The following is an 18941-nucleotide window of genomic DNA, read 5'->3' as shown; positions in this document are numbered from 1 at the left end:
GAGACAGCGGAAATTCTCAAGTATTGGCGAACGAGTTGCTAGCATGTAACTGCTCTGGGGTTTACTAGGACTGCAGTTCCTGCAAACGCCTTTGTGCTTCACGTTTACCAAGCTTGGCGATGAGGGCGATCCTGCTCAGTTGCGCAGCCCTGGGTTTAGCCTTGCTGGTTTCCCACTTGTGCACCGAGAGGTAAGCTGCATCGACTAGTAGAGCCAACTCGGCTTTGGTAAGACCCAGCTTCTCACGCATGGCTGTCAGACGCTCTGGACTGAAACGAAAACCAGGTACCTTTGACGCCTCCGTTACCTCGACCGTAGGTTTGTTTGTCTTGGACGTCTTGGTCGCAGCTCGAAGTGCAGTTGCCAAAGACTTGACCTGGCGCTTGAGCGCAGCAATCTCAGAGCGATGCGCAGTGGTAGCTTTGCGTAGGGCCAGCAACTCGTCTTTGAGCTCCTTGCGGGCCACACGGGCGATTTCAGACTTGAGAGAGTTGATCAATGAGCTCATAGGGCGAAGGATAGTCCTGTGTGTTGTAAGCCACCAAAACAAAAGGCGGCAGTGGTAGTGCACCACTGCCGCCTCTCTGTTTGAAACTGGCCGTTTATTTCTTCTTGTTCACCGCAGCCTTGAAGGCTGCACCAGCTGTGAATTTTGGCACAGTGGCGGCTGCGATCTTCAGGGCTTCACCAGTACGAGGGTTTTTGCCCGTGCGAGCAGCGCGCTTGGCAGCCTTGAAGGTTCCAAAGCCGATCAGCTGCACGTCCTGTTTCTTGGCCACGGCCTTGGTGATGATGCTCACCAGAGCCTCAATAGAGCGGCCAGCGGCGGCCTTGGATACATCGGTTTCTTTGGCCAGGGCTTCGATCAGTTCAGCTTTGTTCAATCTCGTACTCCAGTTAAAAGTGGGAGCGCGGATTCTGGCACACCCATAAATGACGTGCGGGTGACGAACTCATCGTTTACGCGCACCTGGCTTGGCGCGCCGTTCGGGCATTACGGTGGCAGCAATGTCCGCCAAGGTAGTCGCCGCATACTGCTCTAAAAGCACACTCTCCGCAGCAGCGTGTGCCGTCTCCAGCACGGCGTTGGATGCCTGCTCAACCGGACACGTGGGGTGATCTCTGGACACAGGTGCTGGCAGCACGGATCCTTCGCGCAGAGCACGCTGGACATCCAGCACGGTGATTTCGTCCAGTGGCTTGATCAGCTTCCATCCACCGCCGCGACCACCTTCCGATTCAACAATGCCGTGCTCCCGTAGTTCGCCCAGGGTGCGGCGAACCACCACGGGATTGGTGTTGAGCATTTGCGCGATGGTCTCCGAGGTCTCCTTGCCACCAAGCAGGCCCATGTGCACCAGCACATGCAGCATCCGGGCAAGTCGCTCATCCGTTTTCATTGAAACTCTTTCAGTAACTATTGGTGTTACAGTAATGCCTTGGACCTTATTGTTAGCGATTGAGGTCACCCCAAACAGGAGTTGCCATGCTGCGCCGCCAGTTCTTCCTCGCTTCTGCAGCTTTGGTCGCTTCCACTACCAGTATCCAGGCAGTCAGCAAGGAGTTTGCTATGAACGAGAAGACCATTCAGACCCGGACCCTCAAGATGGGCATTCTGGAGGGTGGTTCTGGGCCTTTGGTGATTCTGTGCCATGGGTTTCCCGAGACCAAGCATGCCTGGCGGCATCAGGTCGCGGCATTGGCAAGTGCAGGCTACCGTGCGGTGGCACCGGATATGCGGGGCTATGGCCAAACAGAGTCTCCCAGCCAGGTGGATCAGTACACCGTTGTGCATGCCGTTGGCGACATGGTGGCGCTGCTGGATGCCTTGGGAGAAGAGAAGGCAGTGATTGTTGGTCACGACTGGGGTTCCACCATTGCCTGGCAGGCAGCACTGATGCGGCCGGACAGGTTCCGGGCCGTTGCAGCGCTAAGCGTTCCCATGATGGGGCAGCCACCTGTTCCTCCATCAAAGATCTTCCCGCAGAACGATGAGGCCCAGTTCTACACGCTTTATTTCCAGGAGTCAGGTAGAGCGGAAGCGGAGTTCAACCGGGATGTGAGCCTGGCACTACGCAAATTGATGTATGCGGCCAGTGGGGAGGCAGGACCGCGCAGACCTGGAGATGGCACGCCCAATCCCTTTGGGATGGTGGCACGCAAGGAGGGCTTACTGGCGAGTCTGCCGGAGCCTGTGAAGTTGCCGGACTGGTTGCCTGCGCAGGACTTTGAGCATCTGGTGGCGCAATTCAAGGCCACTGGCTTCGGAGCTGCGCTGAACTACTACCGGAACCTGGACCGCAACTGGGAGCTGCAACAGGCCTATATCGGTCAGACCATCCAGGTGCCGGCGATGTTCATGATCGGTGAGCGTGACACCGGGTTGAGCATCCCCGGCATGGACCAGATCGTTGCGGCCATGCCGGGTTTGGTACCGGGGCTGCGTGGATCGCATGTGCTGGAGGGTGCGGGACATTGGCTTCAGCAGGAGCGGTCGGCGGAGGTTTCTCAGTTGCTGGTTGAGTTTCTGGGGAAGCTTTAAGCCCAGAGGTATTTCGATTGAACTGACCACCGATTCGGGGTGCTACTGGCCAGTTCAATCAGTCAGCTTTGGGTAGAGCGACCGCCAAGAAATGCGCGCCAAATGCCCAAAGCGGACGTCCGGGCACGCAGTGAACGGACGTTCAACATTGGACTTAAGAGGCATGTCGAAGGCATGTCCGTTTGTAGGAAGAGTTAGGGCTCTACAGGGACACACACAATAGCCATTGTTTGTGCGAGATCATTTTGAATGTACTTAGCATAACGGTCTCGCAGTCGGCCTAGAAACGTTGGATCTGTTTCGCCAATGAGCACAACAACGGTCTTGTACTTCGTGGGTTCCATACCTTCAATTTGCCCGACAAGACGGTCATAGTCGGTCTTTCGCAGAAGGTTGACCTTCAGTTCGAAGGCTACCTCTTCGCTGGCGAACACTCCTTGCCATTTGAGCCACACATCAATAGTCGTTCCTCGGTGGCGATACTCTTTCTCAACCTTTGAGTCGTGGGGTACAGCTGCTCGCAAAGCGCTGAGAAGATGATCTCTGTATTTCGTCTCGCCTCGAAGGGTTGGAGGTCGCCACTGTTCAAGGAACGTGGTGAGGCTCGGTAACAGACCGCTCCAGCCGACAGACAGCTTTGAGAGTTGCGCCATGTGGGTTGAGAATAAGTTCTTGAGGTCTAACGTAATTTATTCCGAAAAGCACTGAGAGAGATCTCAAAACATTGCCTATTCAGATTTGCTACAAAAATTTAACAATGCACTGATCTAAAGAAAACGATCGTCCGTCCTCAAGCACTATTGAGAATGATTCAATCTTTGCAAGTAACACTCCAAGAGCAGCCGCTCCAATTTCGATATCTTTTCGCCAACCGTTCAAATCCCCGTGATAACTAAGCGCATGAAAATCGATCTCATCAGGCACAGTGATAACGCAGCCTCGCTCATTCGCCCCACCCGACTGAGCAAGGGGTGGATTGTTGTGATTGGTTATTGATTTAAATAATTTTCTAGCACTGGCTTTTTTATCCACTGAAAAATAGAGCACCTCAACACCATCCCCTGCGATCAAGCCGGGAATTTCACGCTGATTCTTACGCTCAATTTTCTCGCCCAATATTGCTTCAAGTTGATTTAGTACGGTAGCCATGTGCTTTCACTTGATAGGAGTAATGATGAATTTAAATTTCGTTATTCCTGCATCATTAAATAACTTGGTGTATAGAGCCGCCAATTCAGCACTATTGGTGTGATATATAACACCGCCTTCGAATCCCTGAGAATATTTTGTCGCTTGTTCGATCATTCTTTTTTGTTCGTCAAGCGCCCAAGGCGTTGAACCTTTTGCTACCTCCGGATTCCGCAGGGATTTGTCCCAAGTTTCAACGAACTTCGCCTCTACGGCGGTCTGTTTTCCTCCAATTATCGCAACATCATCTGCGACCCCATTCACTCTCTGCCCATTGACAATGGCTGTGTACTGCCGCTCTGCATAAGTGGCGTCGCTATACATACCCCGTACTGCATTTTCATATGTTTTAGATTTATCGATCGCTCTTGATCCTGAGACGGGGACTGGCTCGGATACAGAAAGATTGCAGCAATTTGCGTTGTGTACCCAAACACCCAAGCCACCAACGTGATACGTGTGATGCTCTTGAACTTCAATGTTGTAAACCGTAGCACTCTGATTGAGAGCAGTCTGACTCACGACACGTAGGCTATGGTCATTGCGATCCAATAGCACCATGTCAGCGGACAGCGCGGAGGCTTTGATCCAACCTAGACTCTGCACCCAGAATGGATGTTCGCTAGTAGTGTGCAGCGTATCTATTTCGCCATCAGCATTGGCCACCACCACTTCATAGAGAGCCTGGCCATGAGTTTGTTTGGTTCCACGAACTGGCCTAAATCCCAGCTCCCGCGTCTGCTCATCACGAGAAAGCACCAGCTCTCCGCCAATGAAAGACTCGATGGGTTTGAGCCCTTGAGTCGTTTCAATCAGCGTGCCAGCAACAAAACAGGCGTTGCCCGCGCAAAACGCCGCTACGTCCGCGCTGGCAACTGATGTCACCTTGCCCTCTGCCTTTATGGCGGCATAAATAGCGCGGGCTTCATTGAGGTATAGCCCCAAAGCGCCTCCGATCGCGTACCCAGCAATCTGAGGTCCGGCAAATTCATTGAAGGCGTCCGTGTAAGACTGAGGAGCCAAATTCGGGTTGTTAGATAGTGCGATAGCGTCCGTGCGTTCAGCAATGAGCTGGTTGTTTGCTTCTTTGCTCAGCCTTGCATTCCACATTCCCGGAGTAGTCAGATACGAGGAAATAGCCTGGTTCAGATCCCTACGTGCCAAATCGCATTCGCTACTTGGCTTTGAACACGCGCTCTGCAGCATCATGTCGCGTGCAATGTCCAAAATTTCCAAATCCGTGAGCTGTTTTTGCTCCGAGTTACTTAGTTTTTCACCTTTTCGAACTTTGTCTCTCAGTGACTCACGAAGTGTGGCTTCTGCATGATTGAGATAGTTGTTTTCTGCGGCATTTGCGCCAGTGCTAGCGGCAATGTTCACAGCTGCGGCGTTGTCACCACCGCCTCCAGTGAGTACACCTGAAGCTGCAGCAACTACCTTGGCCAGAGCCAATGCATCTGTATGGTTCATGCCACTTTTAGCAGCGTATTCAGCAGTCATTTCGCCGACGACTGCCCCTATGGCACCCGATGTACAACCACTTGTGTTACCCGCGATAGCAGCACCACCCGCACAGCCCAAGGCAGCATGCGCGATCTTCTGAGTAAAGTCATTCAGGAGCTTCTGGTCTTTTGCATCTCCAATGGCGTCCGCCCCCTGCGCCATACCCGTAGTCACCAGCGCACTAGAAAGAGCTCGGGAGATTGCATCCTCATTGAACGCCTTGCCATTGATAGCCGCATCCATCGCACTACTAGCAAGGTTATTAGTTACATTCTTAAGTAGCTGTGTCCCGAATGTGCTGTTGGCATCTACCCCCTTGAAGTAACTGGCATTGAGCTTGTCCAAAGCCCCAGCCGTCACCATGGTCAACACCAAGCTCTTAATGCTATCTTCCGAGCCCAACTGCTCTAAGGTTTTGCCAATGTCACCTTTGTTGTTGACCATGGCCACCGCCGCCTGGCTGGCTAAAGCCGCGAAGCCGGCGTTAATAGCGATGCCTGCAGTAGTAAGTCCTGCTGCGGTACTGGTCAGTGTGACACCACCCAAGGTGGTCACAGTGGCGCCAGCTGCACCACCGGCCACACCGGTGGTAGTTCCCAACGCTGCCGTACCCGTCCCCGCCGTGAAGTAGGCCACTACGATGGTCAGGAGGGCCGCACCTGCGCCCGTCAGGCCACCTTGGTCGTAGCTCCATTTCTCATGGGCCAAGGCAACCTGATCCCATTTGACGTTGGGGTTTGCAGCAAGTTGATTCAGGTATTCCAGGCCAGTGTTACCACCTTGTCCAACAAGCGCCACGATCTGTTTCTGAAGTTCCTGACCGCCCTTGGTGTCCGGGATCTGGGCAGTGATCTTCAAGGCCGCGTCGAAGTTGACATTGCCCTTGAGGATGGTCTGGTTCAAGGTTTCGACGGTACTGCCGCTGCCCTTCATCTCCTGGTAGACACCCGCATACTCAGCCTTCTCGGTATGGCTGGTCTGGGTGGTGTTGGTGCTACCACTCAGAACGAGCTCACCCGCCTTGGTCGCGTCCGTCTTCACGAAAGCGATCTGTGGAGCCTCGACCTCAGTGCCGCGTAGTTCAGTCTTGTTGCCTACGCCAATCTCTATCTTCTGTGTGGAAACAAGCTTGGTACCAATCGCGGTGCTGGTCGCGCGGGCATCGGTGACGGTCTTGTCTTCCCATGGCACTTCTATGCCTAGGGCATCGAACATGATGCCTTGGCCTATCTTGGTCTGGGTAGTGGTGGTGACCTGCTTGAAGTTCTGAACTTCGTAGAGGGCAGTATTGTTTTTACCCTCAACGCGCAAAGTACCCGTACCTGTGTCTACACCCGTAGCCTCAAACTTGGCACCAATGCTGACCAGGTTGTTGTCCGCCACGATGTTGGTGGTCTGGCCAGTAAAGCTGCTGACCTGGGCCGTAGCGCTCTGTTCCTGTCGCCGGGTCTGGATACTGCTGGAGTAGATTAGGTCTCTGCCAGAGGCACTGGCCATCTGATCCACTTGTGTAGTGGCCTGGCCGGCTTGCAGGATGATGTTATTGCCTGCGGCTACATCCAGAGCTTTGCCTGCCGCAACTTGGGCTGCGCGAGCGTTGACATCGTTACCTGCCTGCAGGGTGACGCTGCCCATACCTTCAATCGTGCTACCCGCTTCAGCGGTACTGGTGGCGCGGCGGAAGTTACCGCTGTCTCGCTCCAGGTTGTTGACCTGGCTGGTTTGCACGGTTCCCAGGTTGATGTCGTTCTTGGCGACCAAGACGGTTTGACCATCCTGTCCTGTGTTTTTGATCTGGCCGGCAATGATGTTGATGTCACGCCCGGCGCTTGCCAACAGCACACCGTTATCCCCAGTGACATACAGGCCGGCCACCCGGTCTACCGTAGTGTTGGTGATGCCGTTTCGGCTGTCGCCAGAGCTGGCCGTGGCTGTGGTGGACGTGATGTTGATATCACGCCCAGCTTGTAGTGCCAGTTGGTCTTTGGCGGTGATGGTGCCACCGGTGTTGTTGATGTCTTGCGTAGCGGTGAGGGCTACCGCATCGCCACCCACACGACCACCCAGGTTGTTGATGGTGTCGGCGTTGATCTGCACCACTTGACGGCCCAGGATGGTGCCGGAGTTGTTGAGGTCTGCGGTGTTGATGTTGACAATGGCACCGCTGATGAGGCCCCCGCTGGGGGAGAGGTCCCCGCTGCGAGGCTTCAGGTAGATCTGGGGGACCAGGGCTACCGTTTGGCTGCCATCGGGCAGGGTTACCGTTTCTTGCTGCAGCCAGACGATGTCGCTGGTGAGGCGGGCTATCTGTTCCGCTGTCAGAGCAATGCCCGGGCGAAGGTTAAAGGTTTGGGCATAGGTAACGCCAGCATCCATCAACGCGCGGTATTGCGCGTCGTCGCTGGTGAAATTGCCCAGGAAGCGTTTGCCGGTGAGTTGGGCGACCTGTTCGTTGATCAGGCGCTGCTCATAAAAGCCATCACCCAGGCGCTTCTGAGTGACGCTGGGGTCCAGGCTGATGCGGCTGGTGATGTAGTCGCTGCCCAGCCAAGTTCTGTAATTGGTAAAGGCCGGATTGGTGGCCACTACGTAGTTGGCCGACGGATTGGTACTGATCTGGAAGAGGCTGCTATTTGCAACGTTGGCACCGGGCGTGCTGGGCGCTGTCGTACTGGCGTTACTGGTGGCGCTGCCCGCACCTGCAGTTACCGTCTCTACGACAGGGCTGGAGTAGCCCGATGGCGTCCATACGTCGTACCAAGGGCCCCAGGCCAGGCAACTACCCTTGTATAGAACTTGGCAGCTTCTGTCATGGCTCAGGGAGTAGGCCGTTCCGGATTTGGTGGTGGTTTTGGTCGCGGTGACGCCGGCGTTGTTGATGCTGACGCTAACCGGGATACTGACTGTCCCGCCAGCCAACATGCGGCTGTTGGCGTTATCTACCGTGTTCGCCTGGATCGTGAGGTTTCCTCCGGCGGAGATGGTTCCGGGAAGTGCAGCCGTAACAATAGGACCATCAACGGTTTCTTGTGTCACGTTGACGTAATAGCCAGCGCCGGCAGAACCAATGGTTTCGCTGATCGCGGTAGTGGTGTTCTGGTGGCCAGATGCGAAGTGCGCGTCTGTGTTGTTCACAGCCGTGGCATTCAAGCTCATGTTTCCACCGGCCTGAATGGTGGCGGAGGTGTTGTTGATGCTTGCGGCCGTACCTTGCGCCTGCCCCGATCCATCGATGCTGCCGCCAATGTTGATATCCCCCAGGCTCAGGATATTGACGCTGGGAGTGGCTGTCGTGTTCGTGGATGGGTTGCCAGGTGTGTCCAGACCCGCGTCCGAATTGTTCAGGGTCTGCACACCTAGGTTCAGGCTGGTGCGTGCGCCAATGGTGGCACCAGTAACCGTGCCTCCAGAACTTTCAGCCAGGTTGTTCAAGGTGGTGGCACTGATGGCTATCTTGTCACCAAAGATGGCGCCGGTTCCCAGGTTGTCTACGGTGGTGGCCGTGATGCGCGTCTGCGCAGTCCCCCCCGTGTTGCCAGCATCAATCAAGCCGCGATTGGTGAGCGTGCCATCAACTTGCAGGACCAGGTCGCCGCCGCGGGCCACGATGGAGCCAGCGTTGTTGACGCCCACGCCAGTTTCAGTACCCACTAAAGTGATCTTGCCCGCGTACATGCCCCCCAAGGCGGCGACGTCCAAGGCAACGGTTGGGGCTGCGCCGGTCCCGGCTATCGCTGTCGCGGTGGTGTTGGCCGCGTTGACCGTATTGGCGCCCGTGGTGACTTTGAGGTCTTTGGCCCAAATGCCGGCATTGACCTGCACGGCCCGGGCGATGATGTTCGTGTAGTCCGCCGCATTCGTATCCAAGCCGGTACCGTTCACTGTTACGGTACCTCGCTCGACGCGATAGCCTTCCAGACTGCCACCGTTCAGTTGCGGCGTACCCGTAGTCAGCGTGACACCACTGGCGTTGATGAAGCCACCACCATTGACTGCAATACCCGCAGGGTTGGCGATGATGACTTCGGCACGTTGACCGGCCACTTCCACATATCCACGCAATTGGCTGGGATTGCTGGAGTTGACTTCGTTGAGGATGACACGGGCGCTGCCACCAGCGAGGTTGCTATTGCCCTGCACCCAGCCGCCGAGCTGGGTCTGGACATTGCCGGTGGCGTTGTTCAGGATCGCTCCTTGGGCGTTTACATCAAACTGGTTGTAGACGTTGCGGCTCACCCCTGCCGCGCTGGGTGTCTGGATGTTGACCTGGGTAACGCCGTTGGCTGTTTGAAAGATCTGAGGCTTGAGGTTGCCTGCGGCGTTGGGGTCGGCAACGATTTGTGGCCAGGCCAGGGGAGACAAGGCAAACGCGAACATCGCCAGAGCGACATTGCGTCCCCGACGCTCCCCGCTGGCCGCTTTGCCCTTGCCAACAGCGACTTCACTCACCGCCATCACCTGGCCCCGAGCTGCATTGAATACGAGGCGGAATAAATTCTGGTTCATAACAAATGGGGTTTCAGCGAGTGAATGCGGAGTGGAAGACCGTGGACGCTAAGGCTGGCTTAGAACTTGTAGAGCAGACCCAATGTCAGGCCAGACACCTTGGGCTTACCGGTCGTGAGATTGGCTTTTTCACTGGAGTAGTTGACGACCTCGTACTCCGTGCGAAGTTCAACCTTGGGGCTGAGTGCAAAGGCAGCGCCCAGGCCGATACCGGTACCGGTGTGTGTATTGGTACCACCTGCCGCCGCAGTATCGGTGTAGTCGGCCTTGACTTGGTGAAACGCCAACTTGCCGTAGACCAATGCATTGGGGCCCACGCGGTAGCCCGGCGCAAAGGAAATGGCCAAGTGGTCTTTGAAGGTGCCGGTGAAGGATTGCGCAGTGCCCGCGGTGTAGTTCACCTTGCCAGCATCCGTTGTCTTCACGCTGTAGGAGAAACCTACGGTTCCAACCCAGTCGGGCGACATCGCAAAACCATAGGAAGCGATCAGTGCGGCTTCGGTGTCGTTGGTTTGTGTGCCTTGACCATTGATGGAAGCAACTGTGCTTTCAAAGTCCACTTTGTTCTGGACGGCAGAGACAGTGAGGCCAACAGCGGGTCCGACAAAATTTTGCTGGGCATTCTGCGCGAAGACGGTACCTGTAGTGCTCAGCAATGCAGCCAAAGCGATAGTGGTGTGTTTCATAAGGTTTCCTTTCAAGACGTTGAGGTGTTAAATGGTTGTCAAGCTGCGAGGATGGGGCGTTCGGCCCACCACTGACGTGCTTCGTCAGGTTGGGCTCGTATGCCAATGCAGAGCCGGATCTCTACGCCGCGCTCATGGCTGCGGTGGTACATGAAGCGCGCGCTGGACTTAGCCAACAAAGGACGCCAAGTGGCGTGCACTCTGGCCGCGTGCCCGAATGGAGCGACAAAGTCGATAAGCCACATGCGCTCTCCACTGTTCCAGTCATCACGACCCAGTCCCATGAGAGGATTTGCGACATATCGTGCCTCGGCCTCGGGGGTCAGATTGGCCCAGGAGAGATAGCCCACCGGCCGTACGGCACCTGTTTCATGATTTGTCTCAATCACGATGACGTACTGTCCCAGCTCGATCGCAGGCATCAGCATCCGATCCAAGGCGTACAGAGGCCGCTCGTTGTGTTTGGGTGCATGCATCCACAACCAGGCCACCATGCCAAAGGACTCCGCGTCACTTGCAGCAGGATGATTGCAGGCGGGAGATATGACCTTGTAGGTGAGTTGCGACATAAGGCTCATCCAGTAAGTTAGAACGCAAGATTCATACTGAATCCGGCTGTGGTTTCCAATGTCTTGAAGCCAGAGGGTTGATACAGCGGAGCTCCGACAAACACGTCGTACTGCAGCTTGCGGTAGTTGCCACGCAGGCCCACCACACCGCCGCTCAGGGCTTTGCCTGCCAGCTGTTCGGTACTCTGGCCATTGACGCCACCAGCATCGATGCCGATGTAGAGTTCCTGGCCACTGTTTCCGAGCGTCCAGCCCAAGTCTTGGCGCAACAGCCAGCCACCGTCACCGGAAAGACTGCTTTCGCCGTCGAAACCGCGTACGGTGTAGCGTCCGCCAATGCTGAAGCGGTCTTGGGGCGTCAGTGGCGTTTCATTGCCCTGCAGACGCAAGCTGACCTGGTAACGCAAGGATTGGCTGAGCCACTTGAAGGGCTGGTTCAGCGTCACATCGGCCGCCCACATGCTGAAGCGGGAAGTCCCCTGCCCTGTGGATTCTTCGGGAGCGTCCATAGATGCGAAGTCTCTTGTCCCGCGCTTGTAGGCCAGGTTGGCATCCAAGGTGGCACTGCCCAAGAATTCTTTGTGTCCCAGGCCCAGCTCCCAGCCACCCACGACGCGGCGTTGGATTTGAACTTCGGTGTCGTCTACGTAGTTGTTGGAATGGCGCTCGAAGGCCTTGATGTGCGCGGTGCTCTTACGGGTGGCATCCCGGTAGAAGAGGTTGGAGAGCTTCAGCTCGCCATTGCCGCTGGTACCGCTGTAGACGTAGTTGGTAGTCGTGCCCACCACGGTCTGGTGGTAGCGGCTTTCGCTAAAGGTGGCACCCAGCGTCCAGTACCCGAAAGGCAGGGAGTAATGCAGTGTGTTGCCGCGGGTTCCGCGCGGACCAGGGTCACCGCCGCCGGCATCCTGGTTTTGTGAGATGTAGAAGAGATCGTTGAGACCCAGTGGGTTGTCCCAGGAGAGGGTCCCACTGGCTTGGTAGCGGCCTGTGCTTTTGCCGCCGCTATCGTCCAGGCCCAGCGATACACGTACCGGTGTGGTGCTTTTGTAGGCAATGACCAGATCGCTGTGGTCAGGCTGATCCGCTGGGGTGATCTGGATATCGGCATCAGCCGTAGGAACACGTTTGAAGTTTTCCAACGCCTGCTCTACATCGCGCAGGTTCAGGATGTCACCGGGACGTGCAGAGACTGCCGTGCGCATCGATGTGGGAGCCTCAACAGTTTTGCCTTCTTTGTCTGCGAAGCGGATGGCACGAATTCGGCCTGGCACAACTGTCAGAACCAGGTTGCCTGTGGAGATATCTTGTGGTTCGGTCAGAACACGAGTGGTCACGAAGCCTTTGGCAACCAGCGCGTTCTGTGCACGCTCCAGCAGGATGCTGATGCCTTGGGTGCCCAAGCACTTACGCAGAGGGCTGTCCGTCTTTTGAGGACCAGACAAACTGTCGAGAACCCAGCCGAATTCACCGGCGCCTGGACCACGAAGCTCCAGTTGGCGGATGGAAAAGCAAGAGGATTCGGATGCAGGCAGGAGTTGCTCAGCCTTGGCGGCGGGCTTTAGACGAACGTCGCTGGATTTGTCTTGTTGCTCACGCAACTGAGCATCGCGCTCCTGGATGCGGCGTTGTTCTGCAGCATCGCGTTGGGCATCTGTCAGGGCTTGGGCGCTGGCACCACACGTCACGGCAGAGAGTAAGACTGCTGTAAGTGTTGAGCTAAGCGGGTGCAGGTAACTGCGAGCGATTGAACGTTCCGTCATGGGTGGGGCTTGTTGTCATAAGGCACCCACCAACCAACGGAGGACTGCACTAACTGGCCACGACTTTAGTCAGCATTAGTCCGTTTGGGTATCCCCCATTCGGGTGAATCGCATGCAAAAGTGTCTTGAATTCATGAAAAACTGGAGCTGATTTTGTACACAAAATGTACGGGGCATTGAGTGCAGAGATCAATGCTGCTGATATGAACGGTCGTTCTATTTTTATTATTTTGCAAGTCCAATAGCTTTTCAAAGGCCACATCTGGTTCTCGCAGATACAAGCATCTCTTTGTATCGTTCGCATGCACCACAGCACTGTCTTGTTTGCTGCGCAGGCTTCATTCTGTGTAGATCTGCTTCAGATTGCGCCGCTGTTTCCGAGATTTTGTTGCCTCCAATTCCAGCCAGCTAGTTAGCTTTTCGGCATAGGAATCCAGCTTCTTTGGGCTGACCCGCCTGGGGTAGCTAGGCTCAATTTCCTCTGAGCTGAGGTACTTCTTTACGGTGTTGCGAGCCAGGCCTGTACGCCTGGAAATCTCGCGGATGGACATTTGTTCCCGTAGTGCCCAACGCCTGATGACATTCAATGTCGCCACGTCTATCACTCCTAAATTCCCCCTGCTTTAAAAACTAGCAGGGTAGGGCCAACGTGGATCAAATTTGGGCGGAAATAACTGCTCGAAGTGGATCAGTTTTCAACGGAAATCAACACCGAATGTGCCCAACAGGCTGGAAATTTTTCTCCAACACCTAGATGAACAAGGCAATGAATTTCTGACCCTAGTGCTCGAAAGATTCGGGCGCGCAGATCTTAAGCCGCAACCCGTTGAGGAATTTTCAGTCCTTCTCAAGGGAGCGGTGCACGCCCCGGCACCTGGTTCCGTGGCAGCGCTGATCGCTGACACACAGGCAACCCGGATGAGCGTCGTATTGGAAACAGGGGAACGCGGCGCCGCTCTGGAGTTCCTTGTTGTCACCGGCACATCATGGTTCTACAAGTTGAATGCTCCCATAGGCAAAGAGTGTCATCTCCATTTCTACCCTCGCGCCAGGGCAGATGGCGTTGCCGGTGCAAAGATCGGGTTGAGAGGAGAGATTTCATCGTTCACAGGCTCTGGTGAAGAGCATCACTGTGAGGACGAGCCCTTACGCGGCAAACGTGCTGCACGCTGTCATCTAGTCCCCTTGGAGAGTCACATGTGCTGCAGAGCTTGCATCTTCAACCAGGGGTGCTGGAATGCCGAGGAGTCCCGTACTCTGCCTTGCCCAAAGTAATGAAGGGAATTATTCCGCGCAGTACCGAGCTGAGGCCATCCTGAAAGCCGGTGGTGTCTATGGGCGGGACTGGTCGGGATAAGCTGTCTATGTATGGGGAAATTCAGCTGAAAGTACTCACTTTTAAGTTACTTTCAACGCCTCACAAATTGATAGTTTATTTGATAGTTAATACATACAGACAAAAAAAACCCACGAAATCATGGGCTTTTTTCATTTATTGGAGGAGAAGGAGGGATTCGAACCCTCGGTGCCTTGCGACACGCCTGATTTCGAGTCAGGTACATTCGACCACTCTGCCACTTCTCCTGAGTTCGTGTCGGTCGAAACGAAGGCGTGATTCTAGCAGGCTCGGCGGCCTGCCCGACCGATACTGCCAATTCAGACCTTGAGCAGCTCCGCACCACCCAGATACGGACGCAGCACCTCGGGCACCGTGATGCTGCCGTCGGCGTTCTGGTAGTTTTCCACCACAGCCACCAGTGCGCGGCCCACGGCCAGGCCGGAGCCGTTCAGGGTGTGGACCAGCTCGTTCTTGCCCTGGGCGTTCTTGAAGCGGGCCTGCAGGCGACGGGCCTGGAAGGCTTCGCAGTTGGAGACCGAGCTGATCTCGCGGAAGGTGCCCTGCGCGGGAACCCACACTTCCAGGTCGTAGGTCTTGGCGGCGCCAAAGCCCATGTCGCCGGTGCACAGGCTCATGACGCGGTAGGGCAGGCCCAGCTTCTGCAGGATGGCCTCGGCGTGGCCGGTCATCTCTTCCAGCGCTTCGTAGCTCTTCTCGGGATGGACGATCTGCACCATTTCCACCTTGTCGAACTGGTGCTGGCGAATCAGGCCGCGCGTGTCGCGCCCGGCGCTGCCGGCTTCGGAACGGAAGCAAGGCGTATGGGCGGTGAGCTTGATGGGCAGATCGGACTCGGCCGACACCACGTCGCGCACAAAGTTGGTCAGCGAGACTTCGCTGGTGGGGATGAGGTAGAGCGCCACGTTCTCGTCGCCGCCCTCCTGACCACCCTTTTTGGCCGCGAACAGGTCTTCCTCGAACTTGGGCAGCTGGCCGGTACCGCGCAGGCTGTCGCCGTTGACGATGTAGGGCGTGTAGCACTCGGTGTAGCCATGCTCGGTGGTCTGCACGTCCAGCATGAACTGGGCGAGCGCACGGTGCAGACGGGCCATCGGGCCCTTCATCACAGTGAAACGCGAACCGGTGAGCTTGACGCCCATCTCGAAGTCCAGGCCCAGCGGCGTACCCAGATCCACATGGTCCTTGACCTCAAAGTCGTACGTCTTGGGTGTACCCCACGAGCGCACCACCACGTTGCCGGTTTCGTCCGCACCCACGGGCACACTTTCGTGCGGCAGGTTGGGCACGGCCAGCAGCATTTTTTCCATCTCGGCCTGGATGGCATCCAGGCGCGTGGCGGAGGCCTCCAGTTCGGCCTTGAGCCCGGCCACTTCAGCCATGGCGGCGTCGGCCTCGGCGTGCTGGCCCTTGCCCTTGAGCATGCCAATCTGCTTGCTCACGGTATTGCGCTTGGCCTGCATTTCCTCAGTGCGCATCTGGATGGTCTTGCGTTCAGACTCCAGCGCCGTAAACGCCTCCACATTGAGGAAGGCTTGCGGGTTCTTGCGGGTGAGCAGACGTGCGACCACCGAATCCAGGTCTTTGCGCAGCAGGGTAATGTCTAGCATGGTTCTATCTCTATTAAATCGGGCTCTAGCCCTCTATTCTATTGCGCAAGCAGCTATCAATTAAGTAGCAATCAGGCGTCCAGTTTCAGTCCCTTGGGCAGCGGAAACTTCACGGTTTCCTCAATGCCGTCCATCTTGCGCACTGACACGGCGCCCAGTGCCTTGATGCGGTCGATCACGGCCTTCACCAGAATCTCCGGGGCACTGGCGCCGGCCGTCAGGCCGACCCGGGATCGGCCTTCAAACCATTCGGCCTGCAACTCTTCCGCGTTGTCCACCATATAGCTCTCGGTGCCCAGTTTCTTGGCCACTTCGCGCAGACGGTTGCTGTTGGAGCTGGTGGGGCTGCCCACCACGATCACGATGTCCACCTGCGGGCTCATCACCTTCACCGCGTCCTGGCGGTTCTGCGTGGCGTAGCAGATGTCCTGCATCTTGGGCTTTTTGATCAGCGGAAAACGGGCGACCACAGCAGCGGTGATCTCCGCCGCATCGTCCACGCTCAGCGTGGTCTGCGTCACCACCGCCAGCTTGTCCGTCTGGCCGGGCTGCACCTTGGCCACGTCTTCCACGTCTTCCACCAGATGGATGCCGCTGTCGAGCTGCCCCATGGTGCCTTCCACCTCCGGGTGACCCTTGTGGCCGATCATGATGAATTCGTAGCCCTCTTTGTGCAGCTTGGCTACTTCCACGTGCACCTTGGTCACCAGTGGGCAGGTGGCATCAAAGATCTGGAAGCCACGGCGCTCGGCCTCGCGCTGGATGGCCTGGCTCACGCCGTGGGCCGAGAACACCAGCGTGGCGCCCGGGGGCACCTCGTCCAGTTCTTCAATGAAGATGGCGCCACGGTTCTTCAGGTCGTTGACCACATAGGTGTTGTGCACGATTTCGTGGCGCACATAGATGGGCCGGCCAAATTTGGTCAGCGCGCGCTCCACGATCTCGATGGCGCGGTCTACGCCCGCGCAAAAGCCACGCGGCTCGGCCAGGATGATCTCGTTGGGCAAGTTCATCACAGCACGCCGATCAGTTGCACTTCAAACGTCACCGGCTGGCCGGCCAGCGGGTGGTTGAAGTCGAACTGCACGGCGCCGTCGTCGCGCACCGCCAGCACCACGCCGGCAAACTGGCCTTGGCCATCGGGCGTGGGGAACTGCACCACATCGCCCGTGGCATAGACCTCGTGAGGGTCACCCATGTCGGTGAGCACCTTGCGCGCCAGCCACTGCTGCATGTCGGGGTTGCGCTCGCCAAAGGCGGCGCCTGCGGGCAGCTCGAAGGTGGCGCGGGCGCCCTCTTCCAGGTCGATCAGGCAGGACTCCACGGCGGGGGACAGTTCGCCGGCGCCCAGGCTCAGCGTGGCGGGCTTGCCGCCGAAGGTATTGATGATGTCACCGGCCGGGCCACTGAGGCGGTAATGCAAGGTGAGGAAGGAACCCGCTTGGACGCGGGGGAGCGTGCTGGTCATAAAACTCTCGATAAACTGCCCTCTATTGTAGAAACCTTGCCCTCCATGTGCTTTGCCTGCCCCCCAAACCGGCTGCTACGGCTGCTGGCACTCGTCACCGCGCTCTGGGCGACGGCCGGCTGGGCGCAGACCAGCCCGGCCCCCACCGCAACGGCGCCAGCCATCGCAGTGCCCGCCTGGAGCCCCGCCCAATGGCAGGCCCTGTGGAGCGCGGCCCAGCACACCGCCGGCACCACGGCCTACGAATACAAGTGGGCCTTCTTCTCCGACATCACCCGCGCCCGCGTTGCCCGCGTCAGCGGCCTGCGCAGCGCCCCGGTGCGCAGCGCGCCCCATCTAGTCGCCGTGCCCCCGGCCATCCGCCTGGCCCTGCTCAACCTCTACACCCCCGGCGAGAAAAGCCAGCCCCTGCCCTACACCAACGGCGGCACGCCGGGCTTTGTGGTCGTGGAGCTGGTGCGTACCAGCCGCGCCGCGCCGCTGCAACAGGGGCCGGAGTTCGAACGGGCCGCTGCGGCCTGGGTGGCGGGTGGCCTGCTGCCCGCACCCGACACTCTGCTGGCCGATGCCAAGGAGCGCGCCCGCGCCGCCTACTGGTGGGCGCTCACGCCACAGGCCGTACAGGCCATCCCTGCGGATCTCTCGCCCAATGTGGAATACGGCAACTACCTCACCCCGCTGGCACGCGCCATTCTCGCGGGACGGCAGGACGTTGCCCAAGCCTTGCTGGACCGGGGTGCCGACCTGCAGCAATGCAGCGTACTGGGCTGCGCCCTGCACCTAGCCGTGGGCATGCCAGATGCAGCCCAGGGCGCGCAGTGGCTGGCCTGGCTGCTGGCGCGCGGCGCCAAACCCGACACCGTGGACCGCCGCCACCTGAGCAGCGCCGATACCGCGCTGGCCACCGCCATTGCGCAAGACCGGCTGGCCCTGGCCGAAGACTTGGTGCGCGCCAGCGCCTCGCCCGACGGCGTGCCCGGGGTGCTGCACACCCCGTTGTACCAGGCCGCCACCTACCACCGCTGGGACACCGTGCGCTGGCTGATCACCCGCGGTGCCAGCGTGTTGCCGTGGAATGACCGCGGCGTGTCCCACCTGGCGGCGGCTGCCCAGTCCACCCAAGACGCTGACTTTGCTGCCTGGGCCGAAGCCACCATGATGGCCGCCATCAACACCTCGCCGCGCTACCGCTTCGAGGCCTTTGTGGAACAGGACGGCAAACGCCAGGCGCTGGCCGACGGCGCAGCGCTGCGGCTCAAGGCCGCGCCCTTCCGTCTGGTGCTGGTGCTGCCCCCCACCGCCAGCAACGGCGTGACCTTTGGTGCCTCCTTCCAGAAGGCCTGGGCTGACGAAGTGCGCCAAGGCGAACTGCGAAACCCCATGTTCCGTCCCTACTCCGCCGCTGCGCTGGCCGAACCACCCAGCGAGGACTCCTACGACCTGTTGGTGGGCCAGCCCTGCCCAGCAGATGCCAAGGCCGACGAGGCCTGCCCAGGGTCGCAATTTCTGCTGCAGACCGACGCCAGCGCGCGCAAGGACTTCCACAGCATCCGGGCCGACAAGCACGAGTACGTGCGCGAGGTGCGCCGCATCTTCGACGTGTCCGTCGAGCGTGACATCGCGGTCCCGCTGGAACAATTCCGCGGCAAGACGCTGCAGCTGGTGCTGACCACCACCGTCAACATGGGCGGCATGGACGGCCAGCGCCTGATCCACCCGCGCTTTGTGACCCTGACCCTGCAATAAGCC

Annotated in this window: 14 protein-coding genes, 1 tRNA gene and 1 pseudogene; 2 read left to right on the top strand and 14 right to left on the bottom strand. The window is 57.9% G+C overall.

Features of this window, described 5'->3' with window-relative positions:
- Window positions 1-64: 64 nt before the first annotated feature.
- From AC1RNN_RS01190 to AC1RNN_RS01180, 3 genes are all read right to left on the bottom strand, one after another.
- Window positions 65-508, bottom strand: coding sequence for a helix-turn-helix domain-containing protein (locus AC1RNN_RS01190; protein WP_493086686.1), 444 nt, complete (start codon window positions 506-508; stop codon window positions 65-67).
- 94 nt (window positions 509-602) lie between these two features.
- Entirely contained in the window at window positions 603-884 is a 282-nt protein-coding gene (locus AC1RNN_RS01185; protein WP_493086688.1) for an HU family DNA-binding protein, read from the bottom strand.
- Window positions 885-953: 69 nt separating this feature from the next.
- Complete coding sequence (locus AC1RNN_RS01180; protein ID WP_493086690.1) at window positions 954-1400, bottom strand: RrF2 family transcriptional regulator; 447 nt, start codon at window positions 1398-1400, stop codon at window positions 954-956.
- 86 nt (window positions 1401-1486) lie between these two features.
- Between AC1RNN_RS01180 and AC1RNN_RS01175 the strand changes: the two genes are divergently transcribed.
- Window positions 1487-2542, top strand: coding sequence for an alpha/beta fold hydrolase (locus tag AC1RNN_RS01175; RefSeq protein WP_493086692.1), 1056 nt, complete (start codon window positions 1487-1489; stop codon window positions 2540-2542).
- 194 nt (window positions 2543-2736) lie between these two features.
- Here AC1RNN_RS01175 and AC1RNN_RS01170 read toward each other — a convergent pair whose 3' ends face one another.
- From AC1RNN_RS01170 to AC1RNN_RS01120, 11 genes and pseudogenes are all read right to left on the bottom strand, one after another.
- On the bottom strand, window positions 2737-3195 hold the full coding sequence (locus tag AC1RNN_RS01170; RefSeq protein WP_493086694.1) for a hypothetical protein: 459 nt from the start codon (window positions 3193-3195) through the stop codon (window positions 2737-2739).
- Between the two features lie 88 nt (window positions 3196-3283).
- Window positions 3284-3691 carry a hypothetical protein gene (locus AC1RNN_RS01165; protein ID WP_493086696.1) on the bottom strand — a complete coding sequence of 136 codons (408 nt, stop codon included), beginning with the start codon at window positions 3689-3691 and terminating at the stop codon, window positions 3284-3286.
- A 6-nt stretch (window positions 3692-3697) separates the two neighbouring features.
- The gene (locus tag AC1RNN_RS01160; protein ID WP_493086698.1) at window positions 3698-9739 is read right to left on the bottom strand and encodes a two-partner secretion domain-containing protein; all 6042 of its coding nucleotides are present in this window, start codon (window positions 9737-9739) and stop codon (window positions 3698-3700) included.
- Between the two features lie 59 nt (window positions 9740-9798).
- A complete protein-coding gene (locus tag AC1RNN_RS01155) occupies window positions 9799-10425 on the bottom strand; it encodes an outer membrane beta-barrel protein (RefSeq protein ID WP_493086699.1) in 627 nt (208 codons plus the stop codon).
- A 38-nt stretch (window positions 10426-10463) separates the two neighbouring features.
- Window positions 10464-10994, bottom strand: coding sequence for a toxin-activating lysine-acyltransferase (locus tag AC1RNN_RS01150; protein ID WP_493086701.1), 531 nt, complete (start codon window positions 10992-10994; stop codon window positions 10464-10466).
- A 17-nt stretch (window positions 10995-11011) separates the two neighbouring features.
- On the bottom strand, window positions 11012-12757 hold the full coding sequence (locus AC1RNN_RS01145) for a ShlB/FhaC/HecB family hemolysin secretion/activation protein (protein WP_493086703.1): 1746 nt from the start codon (window positions 12755-12757) through the stop codon (window positions 11012-11014).
- Window positions 12758-13098: 341 nt separating this feature from the next.
- Window positions 13099-13362, bottom strand: a pseudogene (locus tag AC1RNN_RS01140) (IS21 family transposase); the annotation flags it as partial.
- A gap of 891 nt (window positions 13363-14253) precedes the next feature.
- Window positions 14254-14341, bottom strand: a tRNA-Ser gene (locus AC1RNN_RS01135).
- A 72-nt stretch (window positions 14342-14413) separates the two neighbouring features.
- Entirely contained in the window at window positions 14414-15724 is a 1311-nt protein-coding gene (serS, locus tag AC1RNN_RS01130) for a serine--tRNA ligase (RefSeq protein WP_493086705.1), read from the bottom strand.
- Between the two features lie 71 nt (window positions 15725-15795).
- Window positions 15796-16737 (bottom strand): 4-hydroxy-3-methylbut-2-enyl diphosphate reductase, encoded by a 942-nt coding sequence (gene ispH / locus AC1RNN_RS01125; protein WP_493086707.1) that lies wholly within the window; start codon window positions 16735-16737, stop codon window positions 15796-15798.
- A complete protein-coding gene (locus tag AC1RNN_RS01120) occupies window positions 16737-17192 on the bottom strand; it encodes an FKBP-type peptidyl-prolyl cis-trans isomerase (RefSeq protein ID WP_493086709.1) in 456 nt (151 codons plus the stop codon). The genes ispH and AC1RNN_RS01120 overlap by 1 nt, the downstream gene beginning before the upstream one ends.
- Before the next feature lie 45 nt (window positions 17193-17237).
- Here AC1RNN_RS01120 and AC1RNN_RS01115 point away from each other — a divergent pair, with 45 nt between their 5' ends.
- On the top strand, window positions 17238-18938 hold the full coding sequence (locus AC1RNN_RS01115; protein ID WP_493086711.1) for an ankyrin repeat domain-containing protein: 1701 nt from the start codon (window positions 17238-17240) through the stop codon (window positions 18936-18938).
- The last annotated feature ends 3 nt before the right edge of the window (window positions 18939-18941 follow it).

This window comes from Rhodoferax sp. GW822-FHT02D07 (assembly GCF_058802405.1).
Note: the sequence above shows the minus strand (reverse complement) of the source record. Positions and strands in the feature narration are given on the sequence as shown.